Below are 11,329 nucleotides of genomic sequence, written 5' to 3' on the forward strand. Positions count from 1 at the left end.
ACCGAAAGGACCCTATGAAGCTGCTTCGTTCTGAGCGGTTCCCCGCCTTCCTGCTCCTCGGCGCTGCGGCGCTGGGGCTCCTCCTCGCGAACATGCCGTTCGGCGAAGAGCTCATCCATTGGAGCCACACCGAGATCGGCCCTGCCGCGATCGGCCTGAACCTGTCGCTCTCGCACTGGGTCGCCGACCTGCTGTTGGCGATCTTCTTCTTCACTGCGGCGGTGGAACTGCAGTTCGAGCTCACCAAGGGGCAGCTCAACAGCGTGCAGAAGGCCCTCAGGCCGGCTATCGCGGCGCTCGGCGGCGTGCTCGTGCCGATCCTCGCCTACGTGCTGATCGCCAACGATCGCGACACGATCAACGGCTGGCCGATCCCGACCGCCACGGACATCGCGTTCGCCCTCGGTGTGCTCGCGATGTTCGGCAAGGGACTGCCGAAGCAGGTGCGTGTGTTCCTGCTCGCGCTCGCGATCATCGACGACATCGTCGGCATCCTGTTCATCGCGTTCCTGTTCACCACCGACATCGACCTGCTCAACCTCGTGATCGGCGTCGCGCTCATCGTGGTCTTCGCGATCCTGAGCCGTCTGCGCTCCGAGACGAACACCCGCATCGTCGTCGCGCTGATGATCATCGTGGCGCTCGCCGCATGGGCGTTCATCTACCTCTCCGGCGTGCATGCGACGATCGCGGGCGTCATGCTCGGGCTGGTCATCCGACAGGACGAGGGTCTGCGCGCCAGCCACGCGCTCGAACCATGGGTGAACGGCATCGTGCTGCCGATCTTCGCGTTCTTCTCCGCGTTGGTGGCCGTTCCGGCTGTGCCGATCAGCGAGCTCTCTCCCGCGATGTTCGCGATCATCGTCGCGCTGCCTGTGGGGAAGATCATCGGCATCACACTGTTCGGCTGGCTGTCGAACTTCATCGGGCGGAAGAACGGCGATCCGGGGCTCAGCGTCGCCGACATGCTGCCGGCGGCCGCGCTCGGGGGCATCGGCTTCACGGTGTCGCTGCTGCTGTCGCGCCTCGCCTTCGCCGCGCACCCGATGGTCGCCGACGAAGCGGTTCTCGGCGTGCTCATCGGATCGTTCATCTCGCTCATCATCGCGGCCTTCCTGGTCTCGGCCAGGGCGCGCCACTACCGCCGTCTCGCGGCGCAGGGCGTCGGCTCTGCAGAGGACGAGAAGGCATAGAGGGGAACTTTCTTCTCCGAACGTGTCGATGTGCGGCACCCTCATCCGTCAACATGGTGTCGGGCCGATCGGCTCGGCGCACACGAAGGGGCCGCACCGCACGGTCGCGGCAGACCGAACCGAGGAGACACCATGAAGTACGCGATGCTGCTGATGGGACACCACAACGACCCCGACTGCGGTGAGGACGGAGGAGCCGACCCCGAGGAGTTCTTCGCCTTCGACAAGGAGATCACCGAGGCCGGCGTCGTCGTCACGTCGTTCGCACTGGAGGATCAGGATGTCGCAGTGAAGGTGGCGAGCAACGCGGACGGCGGCCGGATCACGTCGTCCGGTCCGTTCGCCGAGGTGCAGGAGTTCGTCGGGGGTGTGTACATCATCGACGTCGACGGAGTCGACGAGGCGATCGAGTGGGCGAAGAAGAGCCCGGGATCCGCCCCGGGCGGTCACGTCGAGCTGCGTCCCGTCGCGCCGTACTGAGCGATGAGCACTGAAGCGCCGGGCAAAGAGGCGGCGCGAGATGCGATCGACGGCGTCGATCGCGACGCGCAGTCACGGATCATCGCCGTCCTCGCCCGGCGGTTCGGCGATCTCGACCTCGCCGAGGACGTGCTGCACGAAGCGGTCGTGCGGGCACTGGAGCGCTGGCCGCGCTCCGGCGTACCGGATTCCCCGGCCGCGTGGCTCACGACCGCGGCCACGAGGCGTGCGATCGACATCGTGCGTCACGACGACATGCACGCGCGCCGACTCGCGCGCATCTCGGCTGAGCGAGAGATGGAGCCCGTCTCCGCGGCGTTCCGCGACCCTGCGGACGCCGCGGCGGACGAAGACGACCTTTCTGATGACAGGCTCGGGCTGTTCTTCGCCTGTGCGCACCCGGCGCTGGCTCCCGAGGATCGTCTCGCGCTCACGCTCCGTTTCGTCGGCGGGCTGTCGACCAGCGAGGTCGCCCACGCCCTGCTCGTGCCCGTGCCGACCATGCAGCAGCGCATCACCAGAGCGAAGCGGCGCATCCGGACGATGGGCATCCGGTTCATTCCGCCCGCCGTCGGACGGGCACGCGACCGGCTGCCGGTGGTGCGACAGGTGGTCTACCTGATCTTCGCCGAGGGATTCGCCGCCTCCAACGGCAGTACGCACACTCGGGACGATCTCACCGAGGAGGCGATCCGGCTCGCGCGGATTCTGCACCAGCTGACTCCGGGGTCTGCCGAGAGCACGGGGCTGCTCGCACTCCTGCTGCTCACACACGCACGTCGGCCGGCGCGCGCCGATGCTGACGGGCATCCGGTCGCGCTCGCCGATCAGGACCGTTCGCGTTGGAACCGAGCACTGATCCGGGAAGGGCTCGCGCTCGCTGCCCGCGCCGCTGGCAGCCCTGGTGCGGGCCCCTTTGCCATTCAGTCGGCGATTGCGGCGGTGCACTCGGAGGCGCCGAGCTTCGACGCCACCGATTGGGCGCAGATCGCGGTGCTGTACCGGATGCTGGCCGCGCACGATGATGGGCCGGTCGTCCGATTGGGAGAGGCTGTCGCGCAGGGGCGGGCACAGGGCCCGAGCGAGGGCCTGCGCCGCCTCGACGCGCTCGCCGCAGATCCGGTCCTCGCCCGGTTCCGTCCGTTCCACACGGCCCGAGCCGTGACGCTCGAGGAACTCGGCGAGCACGCGGCCGCCGCTGAGGCATACCGCCGTGCGCTGGAGCTGCCGGGCAATGAGGCCGAGGACGCGTATCTGGTTTCCGCGCTCGACGGGCTGTGCACCTGACGGACGGGGTCAGCTCACTCCCGCGTCGTAGACCGCGACGAACGCGACCGCTTCGCGGACGCTCGACGTGGCAGCGCAGATCACCGTGCCGGTGCACGTGATGGCGGGGGAGCGCAGCCCCGCGTCGCCGCATCAGGTAGCCGTCGCGCTCGCTGAGGTGATTCCCGGTGCAACGCACGAGCCGCTTGCGGGCCAGGGCCACATGGTGTCAGCGAAGCTCCTCCTGCCACGATTCGTGCACCACCTTTCGAACCGGGATCCTCACGCGCTCGACTCCTGACACGCTCCGCGGAGCGCAGCTGTTTAGATCTCCCGCATCTCCGCAGCTGCCAGCGGAAGAGAATCCGGAGACTTGAGGAGTTGGCGGAGTGTCAGAATGGGCACGTGAGCGAACGGGGCGATGCGCTGCGGCGTGCGGCAGATGTGATGGATGAGGTGCACTCTGAGTGCGTGTGGTCGAAAGCCATGACGCACGAGGAGCTGGCGCCGTACCTGCAGGAGGAATCGGCTGAACTGATCGACGCGATCGAGACCGGTGACCGTGCCGGGCTGCGCGAGGAGCTCGGTGACGTGCTCTGGCAGGTGCTGTTCCACTCGGCGGTCGCTTCCGACTTCACGATCGACGACGTCGCCGGCGACCTCGTCGACAAGATGGTGCGTCGTCATCCGCACGTGTTCGCCGGTGAGACCGCCGAGACGCCGGAGCGCGTGCTGGAGCTGTGGGGCGCGGCGAAGGCTGCCGAGAAGCGCGACCGCACGTCGGTGCTCGACGGGGTTTCGCACGCGATGCCCGCGCTCGCACTGGCGCAGAAGGTGCTCGGAAAAGGTGAGAAGGTCGGCGTCGGGCTCGAGCTGATCGAGGCGACGGCGGCGTACGAGGCGCTCGAGGCCGATGCGGAGGAGCCGCTGCTGCCCGCCAGCGAGGAGGAGCTGGGCGAGACGATCCTCGGCCTGGTCGCCCTCGCCCGTGCCCGCGGCTGGGACGCCGAGCGCGCACTGCGCAGCAGCGTCCGCACCGTCGAGTCGGATATCCGCGACACGGAGGCGTGACGCGGGCACGGTCTGCGCCCCGCTGCTCAGGTGCGGAAGAATGCCCCTATGGGTGGTGCGGAGCGGCAGTTCGCCGCACCTGAGCCACGATGCGCGGCCTGACGGGGGCACGCGCCGGGTTCTGGAAGAATGGGGACGCTATGGCTGCCGTTAACGCTCCGCGCGGAATGCGCGACTTCCTCCCCGCCGACAAGAATCGTCGTGAGCGCGTGCTCGCGATCATCCGGGACCGCTACCGCGCCCACGGGTTCGATGAGATCGAGACCCCGGTGATGGAGGAGTACTCGCGGCTGCATGCGGGTATCGGCGGGGATAACGAGAAGCTGGCGTTCAACGTGCTGCGTCGTGGGCTGACGCCCGAGAAGATCGCCGCGGCGGCCGACGATCAGTCGGCGCTGACCGATCTCGGCCTGCGCTACGACCTGACGGTGCCGCTGTCGCGCTTCTACGCGTCGAACCGCGCCGATCTGCCCGGCGTCTTCCGCTCGGTGCAGATCGCGCCGGTGTGGCGCGCGGAGCGGCCGCAGAAGGGTCGCTACCGCCAGTTCGTGCAATGCGACATCGACATCATCGGCGACGCGTCCTCGCGTGCCGAGGCAGAGCTGCTGGCCGCATCGCTCGACACCTTCGACACGCTGGGCCTGGGCGACGTCGTCATCCGGATCAACGACCGCCGCGCGCTCGACGCGATGCTCGACGTGTTCGGCTTCCCGGTAGACGAGCGCCCCGGCGTTCTCATCACGATCGACAAGCTCGACAAGATCGGACCGGACGGCGTGGCCGCCGAGCTGCGCGAGCGAGGCGCGTCCGCCGCGGCGGTCGACGCGTTCGAGACGTTCCTCGGGCGCGAGACATCCGAGCAGCCGGTGTTCGGTGAGGCGCAGATCCGCGCGGGGCTTCCCGAGGGCGTTCCGGATGACGTGGTCGCGCACCTGGTCGGCATCGGCCACGCCGTCGGCGCGGCGGCGAGCCTCGAGTTCGACCCGTTCCTGGTGCGCGGCATGGGGTACTACACCGGCACCATCTTCGAGGTCGCGCACGCCAGCGTCGGGTACTCGCTCGGCGGCGGGGGCCGCTATGACGGCATGATCGGACGCTTCCTCGGGCAGGACGTGCCGGCTGTCGGCTTCTCGATCGGGTTCGAGCGCATCGTCGACCTGGTGGAGCTGACCGAGGCGGAGGCCGCGGAAGCTGTCGTGCTCGTGCACGACAAGGATGTCCCGGTTGCGGATCTGGTGGGGCTGAAGGCCGCGCTCATCGCCGAGGGCAAGCGCGTGCGGCTCGAGCAGCGCACCAACAACCTCAAGAACCTGCTCGCCCGCGCCGCGTCCGACGGGTACACGGCGTTCGCCGCGGTGCGCGCCGGCCAGGCCCGCGCCGACCTGGAGCTGAAGCCACTCGGCTGAGCGCGCGGCGCCCTGCAGCGCCGAGTCGGGGGCGCCGAGCCGCGGCGCCCCGCGCGATGCTGAGCTGCGGCAGATTCGCCGGCCCGCGGCAGAATCCGGGTGGATATGCCGCGGGTCGGCGATTGTGCAGTGTCTCGGGGCGGGTCAGCGCGCTCGGCGCAGCCGGATGACGCGATACGCCAGGCCCAGCGCGATGACGATGACGCCGCCGAGAATGCTCTGCCACGGCAGGCTCGCCGCGATCACCACGCACAGCACGGCGCCGAGCACCTGCAGCCAGCGCGGGTAGCGGCGCGCATCGCGCCCCTGGCGGAGCGCTGCGAGGTTCGCGACGAGGTAGTAGAGCATGATGCCGAACGACGAGAACCCGATCGCGCCGCGCAGGTCGACGAATGCGACCAGCACGATCACCACGATGCAGACGGTGATCTCAGCGCGATGCGGCACACCGGTGCGCGTCGAGACGGCCGAGAGGAAACGCGGCAGATCGCCTTCTCGCGCCATCGCGAGCCCGGTTCGGCCGAGACCGGCGAACAGCGCCAGCAGTGCGCCCAACGACGCGAGGGCCGCACCGACCCTGACCGCGGGTTCCGCCCACGTCCATCCGGCTGCGCTGACGACATCGGCCAGGGGAGCGCTCGAATCCGCCGCGCCCTGGGGCCCGAGCGCCCACAGCACGACGGCGGCGAGCACAGCGTAGACGACCACCGCGCCGGTCAGTGCGGCAACGATCGCCCGCGGGATCGTGCGGCGCGGGTCGCGCACCTCCTCGCCCATCGTGGCGATGCGCGCGTAGCCGGCGAAGGCGAAGAAGATCAGTCCCGCCGACTGCAGGATTCCGTGCCATCCGGATGCCCAGAGCCCGTCGCCGAGGAACGTCGGGGGCGCGCCGCTGACCAGAACTGCCGCATCGCCCGGAGCGGCGACGGACGGATTGTCGAGCCCTGCTGTCACTCCCGCGGCGACGACGACGGCCAGCACCACGAGCACGAGTGAGACGATGATCTTCGTCGCCAACACCGTGCGCGTGACACCGGCGAGGTTGATCGCGCACAGCAGCACGACCGCCGCGATCGCGACCGGGCGTTCCATACCCGGCCAGGCATATGCGGCGAACGTGAGTGCCATGGCGGCGCAGCTCGCCGTCTTGCCGATCATGAAGCACCACCCGGCGAGGAAACCCCACCAGTCGTTCAGCTCGGCGCGGCCGTACGCGTAGCTGCCGCCGGAGACCGGATGCACCGCAGCGAGCTGAGCGGAGCTCGTCGCGTTCGCGAAGGCGACGACGGCTGCCAGTGCGAGCCCGATCAGCAGGCCGGATCCTGCGGCGGCGGACGCAGGGGCGAACACCGCGAACACCCCGGCTCCGATCATTGAGCCGAGTCCGATCGCGACGGCGTCGCCCAGACCGAGTCGGCGAGAGAGCGAGGGAGAGGCCATGAGCGGATCGTACAGTTTGCCGGTGACGCGGCAGTGCGATGCGCGTGGTCCGACCGGCAGGGGTCTGAGGGTGCCCGTCTCATCCGGCCAGGCAGCTGCGACGAGGATCTAGGCGGGATATCGGATCAATAGTTCTAATTGAGCTAGAATATACGTATGCTCATCCGGATCGACCCGGCGCGTGAGGCCCCCGTCTTCACACAGATCGCTGCGTCGATCCGGGGCGACATCGTCGCAGGCGCCGTCGGCGAAGGGGACAGGCTCCCCTCGGCGAAGCAGGTCGCCGCCTCGCTCGGCGTGAACCTGCATACCGTGCTGCATGCGTACCAGCAGCTGCGCGACGACGGCCTCGTCGACATGCGCCCTGGCAGGGGAGCGGTTGTCACCGCCGCGGCAGGCCAGGTCGCAGAACTGCGCGACGACATTCGAGCGCTCATCGATCGTGCCTCGGCGCTCGGCGTCTCGACGGAGGTGCTGGCCGGGCTCGTCCGCGACGACCCGCATCCGGTGCAGAAGCGAACCGTCCCTCCACGAAAGGACTGACGTGACCAATACATACGACGCGCTGCGCGCGAGGGCCGTTCGCCGGTTCCGCTGGGTGGGACTGATCCTGCCGTTGGGCGTGATCGCGGTGCTCTCCCTGGTCCTCGTCGTACTGCTGCCGCACATGCCCGACCCCGCGGCTATCCATTGGGGACTCACCGGCGGGCCCAACGGGTTCGGGCCGGCGTGGACGATCCCGGCGACGATCGCAGGCATCGGCGGCGGGCTCGTCGTGCTGCTCGCGACGCTGGTGCTCTCCGGCATCCGGACGAACTCCGGTGGGCGTGTCTCGTACAAGCTGATCGCCGCGATCGTGTGGGGCGAGGTCTCGCTCCTCGGGCTGAGCCAGTTCGCCTCGGCGGTCGCGCAGATCGGCCTCGACGACGCGCGCGACGCGCCGGGCACCGGCTGGTCCCTCCTGGGAGGTGTCGTCGTCGGCGTGCTGCTCGGGTTCGCCGCATGGAAGCTGTCTCTCTCCGTTCCCGCAGATGAGGAGGGCGGCGAGGCGCCGGAGGCGCTCGAACTCGGGTCGGGCGAGCGCGCCGTATGGATCCGCAGCGTGTCGATCGCCCGGGCCGGACTCATCGTGCTCGGAGTCGGCGTCGCAGTGCTGGCCGGCCTCGCCCTCACCATCACGATCCTCGACGTCAGGCTCAGCGGCGCCATGAGCGTCGGCACCTGGATCACGTACGCGGCGCTGGCACTGGTCACGGCCGCCGTCATGCTCAGCTTCGTGTTCGTCGTGCGCGTCGACGACGACGGCCTCACCGTGCGCGCCCCGCTGGGCTGGCCGCGCAAGCATGTGCCGCGCGAGAGCATCCGGTCGGTCGATGTGGTCCAGGTCAGTCCGATGGGCGAATTCGGCGGGTGGGGGTGGCGCTACGGAGTCGGAACGGGGCTCGGCATCGTGATGCGCGCGGGAGAGGCGATTCGCGTCACGACGGATGCGGGGAAGAGGGTCACCGTTACGGTCGACGATGCGGCCACAGGTGCCGCCCTGCTGGCAGCCATGATTCCGGATGACGACGATGGACGAGACGAAGAAGGAAGCAGATCATGACGGACACCACGGAAAACGACAGCACGCGGCGCAGAGACAGCGGCATTCCACGGGTCGGATGGGGCCCCATCACGGTATTCGTCCTCGTCGCATTGGCGCTCGCATGGGCCGTGGCGATCCCGCTGTGGCTCGGGCCGGTGCCGCCGCTGGTAGGGCAGGTGATCGCCGTGGCGATGATGTTCACCCCCGCGCTGGCGGTGCTCGTGGTCACCCTCGTGATGCGGGCTCCGCGCCGCGGCGCACTGCGCTTCCTCGGCATGTGGCCGCTGAAGCCCGTCGGGCGCACCGTCTGGTTCTGCGTGATCGGCCTGTTCGGTCCGCTCGTGCTCACCATGGTGGGCATCGCGCTCTCCGGAATGCTCGGCTTCGTCGAGCTCGATCTGCAGGACCTCTCGGGCTTCACCGCCCAGATCGAGGCTGCGGGAGCCGATCTGGCAGGTGTCAGCCCCTGGGCCATCGTGATCACCCAGCTCGCGACGGTTCCGTTCGTCGCCGTCGTGCCCAACGCGATCGCCGCCTTCGGGGAGGAGATCGGCTGGCGCGGATGGCTGACCGCGGCGCTGCGGCCGCGCGGCGTATGGCCGACGCTGCTCATCACAGGGGTGGTCTGGGGGCTGTGGCACGCGCCGCTCATCCTGCTCGGTCACAACTACGGGCGCACCGACGTCTCAGGCGTTCTGATGATGGTCGTCGCATGCGTGCTGCTCGGGGTGCTGTTCGGCTGGCTCCGGCTGCGCACCGGATCGGTGTGGCCGGCCGTGTTCGCACACGGCGCGCTCAACTCCGTCGGCCAGGCGACGCTTCTGTTCACAGCGGCGGGCACGGAGCCCGATCCCGCGCTGATCGCACCAATGGGCGTTCCGATGTGGATCGTGCTCGCCGTAGTCATCATCGTGCTCATGGTGACGGGGCAGTTCCGTTCCGACAGACTCACCGGATTCGTGCCGCAGCATCCGGATGCTGGATCGTCGGTGCGATCCGGATAGGCTGGGTGCGAGCCCGGTGCGGCGTGCGGACACAGCCGCGGTGCGGGACCAAGACCACTTCTGAAGGAGTCATCCGTGGCAGAAATCGAAGCTGTAGGCGCTCGCGAGATCCTCGACTCGCGCGGCAACCCGACCGTCGAGGTCGAGGTCCTGCTCGGCGACGGCATCGTGCAGCGTGCCGCTGTTCCCTCCGGCGCATCGACCGGTGCGTTCGAAGCATACGAACTGCGCGACGGCGACAAGAACCGCTACGGCGGCAAGGGCGTGCTCAAGGCCGTCGATTCGGTCCTCGACGAACTCGGCCCGGCTGTTGAGGGCCTCGACGCGAGCGACCAGCGCCTCGTCGACGCCACCCTGAACGCGACCGACGGCACCGAGAACAAGAAGCGCACGGGTGCCAACGCGATCCTCGGCGTCAGCCTCGCCGTCGCCAAGGCGGCAGCCGACAGCGCCGATCTTCCCCTGTTCCGCTACCTCGGCGGCCCCAACGCGCACGTGCTGCCCGTTCCTGCGCTGAACGTCATCAACGGCGGCGAGCACGCGGACAACGGCATCGAGATGCAGGAGTTCTTCCTCGTGCCGCACGGCGCCGAGACGTTCTCCGAGTCGATCCGCTGGGGTGCGGAGACCTATCAGGTGCTCAAGAAGGAGCTGCTCGCGGGCGGCTTCGCCACGGGCCTCGGCGACGAGGGCGGCTTCGCCCCCGACCTGCCGAACAACCGCGAGGCGCTCGACTTCCTGATGGCGTCGATCGAGAAGGCCGGCTTCACTCCCGGCAAGGACATCGCCGTCGGTCTCGACGTGGCCTCGACCGAGTTCTTCTCGGACGGGAAATACCACTTCGAGGGCAAGGACATGACGGCGGAGGAGCTCACGAAGTACTACGAGGAGCTCGTCGCGAACTACCCGCTCGTCACCATCGAAGACGCGCTCGCCGAAGACGACTGGGAGGGCTGGAGCGCCCTCACCGCCGCCATCGGCGACAAGGTGCAGCTCGTCGGCGACGACCTGTTCGTCACCAACCCCGAGCGCCTCGCTCGCGGCATCAAGGACGGCGTCGCCAACTCGCTCCTGGTGAAGGTCAACCAGATCGGCACTCTCACCGAGACCTTCGACGCCGTGTCGATGGCGCAGAACGCCGGCTACACCGCCATGATGTCGCACCGGTCGGGTGAGACCGAGGACACCACGATCGCCGACCTCTCCGTCGCTGTGAACTGCGGTCAGATCAAGTCGGGCGCGCCCGCTCGCAGCGACCGCGTCGCGAAGTACAATCAGCTTCTGCGGATCGAAGAGGAGCTCGGTGACGCGGCGGTGTTCGCCGGTCGCGGTGCCTACCCGCGATTCGCGGGCTGATCACGCACAAGCACTGACGGAAGGGGGAGCGGATGAGCACATCGGCTCCCCCTTCCCGTTCGTCAGCGCGCGAGTGGCTCGCTCGGCTCCGGCTGTCGGGTTTCACCATGATCATGCTCGCGCTCGTGGTGCTGGGTGCGCTCGTACTCGTGCCGACCGTGTCGACCTACGTCGAGCAGCGTCAGAAGATCGCCGCACTCGAGGAGTCGGTGCAGCTGACGCAGAGCGAGATCGATGCGCTCGAGGACGAGCAGCAGCGCTGGGGCGACGAGGCGTACATCATGGCGCAGGCCCGTGAGCGGCTGTACTACACCAAACCGGGCGAGGTGCCGTATCTGATCGTGAACGACCTCGACGAGTCCGAGCAGCCGCGGGATGCGGAGCCTGTCAGCGATGAGGTCGAGGAAGCCCGCAGCGACTGGGGCGGGCAGCTGCTGCGCTCCATCACCGAGGCCGGTCTCTCGGAGCGAGCCGCAGCGGAGTAGTGCGGCTGCGCCGACGACGCGGGGCGACCGAACAAGCCGACGC

12 protein-coding genes are annotated in these 11,329 nt (G+C 68.8%); 11 read left to right on the forward strand and 1 reads right to left on the reverse strand.

All coding sequences use genetic code 11. From position 1 onward, the window contains the following. Window positions 1–14 precede the first annotated feature (14 nt). The 6 genes from DZG09_RS08235 to hisS all read left to right on the forward strand — a co-directional run bounded on the left by DZG09_RS08235 (window position 15) and on the right by hisS (window position 5,416). Complete coding sequence (locus tag DZG09_RS08235; protein WP_119697110.1) at window positions 15–1,193, forward strand: Na+/H+ antiporter NhaA; 1,179 nt, start codon at window positions 15–17, stop codon at window positions 1,191–1,193. A gap of 132 nt (window positions 1,194–1,325) precedes the next feature. After that, window positions 1,326–1,673, forward strand: coding sequence for a YciI family protein (locus tag DZG09_RS08240; RefSeq protein ID WP_119697111.1), 348 nt, complete (start codon window positions 1,326–1,328; stop codon window positions 1,671–1,673). A 3-nt stretch (window positions 1,674–1,676) separates the two neighbouring features. Next, on the forward strand, window positions 1,677–2,960 hold the full coding sequence (locus DZG09_RS08245) for an RNA polymerase sigma factor (protein ID WP_119697112.1): 1,284 nt from the start codon (window positions 1,677–1,679) through the stop codon (window positions 2,958–2,960). A 67-nt stretch (window positions 2,961–3,027) separates the two neighbouring features. Then, a complete protein-coding gene (locus DZG09_RS08250; protein WP_119697113.1) occupies window positions 3,028–3,240 on the forward strand; it encodes an alpha/beta fold hydrolase in 213 nt (70 codons plus the stop codon). Window positions 3,241–3,386: 146 nt separating this feature from the next. After that, the gene (locus DZG09_RS08255; RefSeq protein ID WP_119697459.1) at window positions 3,387–4,010 is read left to right on the forward strand and encodes a nucleoside triphosphate pyrophosphohydrolase; all 624 of its coding nucleotides are present in this window, start codon (window positions 3,387–3,389) and stop codon (window positions 4,008–4,010) included. A gap of 140 nt (window positions 4,011–4,150) precedes the next feature. Continuing rightward, window positions 4,151–5,416 carry a histidine--tRNA ligase gene (hisS, locus tag DZG09_RS08260; RefSeq protein WP_119697114.1) on the forward strand — a complete coding sequence of 422 codons (1,266 nt, stop codon included), beginning with the start codon at window positions 4,151–4,153 and terminating at the stop codon, window positions 5,414–5,416. Between the two features lie 144 nt (window positions 5,417–5,560). Here hisS and DZG09_RS08265 read toward each other — a convergent pair whose 3' ends face one another. After that, complete coding sequence (locus tag DZG09_RS08265; protein ID WP_119697115.1) at window positions 5,561–6,856, reverse strand: APC family permease; 1,296 nt, start codon at window positions 6,854–6,856, stop codon at window positions 5,561–5,563. 156 nt (window positions 6,857–7,012) lie between these two features. Between DZG09_RS08265 and DZG09_RS08270 the strand changes: the two genes are divergently transcribed. The 5 genes from DZG09_RS08270 to DZG09_RS08290 all read left to right on the forward strand — a co-directional run bounded on the left by DZG09_RS08270 (window position 7,013) and on the right by DZG09_RS08290 (window position 11,286). Then, a complete protein-coding gene (locus DZG09_RS08270) occupies window positions 7,013–7,399 on the forward strand; it encodes a GntR family transcriptional regulator (protein ID WP_119697116.1) in 387 nt (128 codons plus the stop codon). Between the two features lies 1 nt (window position 7,400). Beyond that, window positions 7,401–8,459, forward strand: a complete 1,059-nt coding sequence (locus tag DZG09_RS08275) for a DUF1648 domain-containing protein (RefSeq protein ID WP_162893235.1) — start codon at window positions 7,401–7,403, stop codon at window positions 8,457–8,459. After that, window positions 8,456–9,445, forward strand: a complete 990-nt coding sequence (locus DZG09_RS08280) for a CPBP family intramembrane glutamic endopeptidase (protein WP_119697118.1) — start codon at window positions 8,456–8,458, stop codon at window positions 9,443–9,445. The genes DZG09_RS08275 and DZG09_RS08280 overlap by 4 nt, the downstream gene beginning before the upstream one ends. A gap of 75 nt (window positions 9,446–9,520) precedes the next feature. Then, the gene (eno, locus tag DZG09_RS08285; protein WP_119697119.1) at window positions 9,521–10,801 is read left to right on the forward strand and encodes a phosphopyruvate hydratase; all 1,281 of its coding nucleotides are present in this window, start codon (window positions 9,521–9,523) and stop codon (window positions 10,799–10,801) included. A gap of 32 nt (window positions 10,802–10,833) precedes the next feature. Further along, window positions 10,834–11,286, forward strand: coding sequence for a septum formation initiator family protein (locus DZG09_RS08290; protein ID WP_119697120.1), 453 nt, complete (start codon window positions 10,834–10,836; stop codon window positions 11,284–11,286). The last annotated feature ends 43 nt before the right edge of the window (window positions 11,287–11,329 follow it).

It is taken from the genome of Microbacterium halotolerans (assembly GCF_003569805.1).
GTDB lineage: Bacteria > Actinomycetota > Actinomycetes > Actinomycetales > Microbacteriaceae > Microbacterium > Microbacterium halotolerans.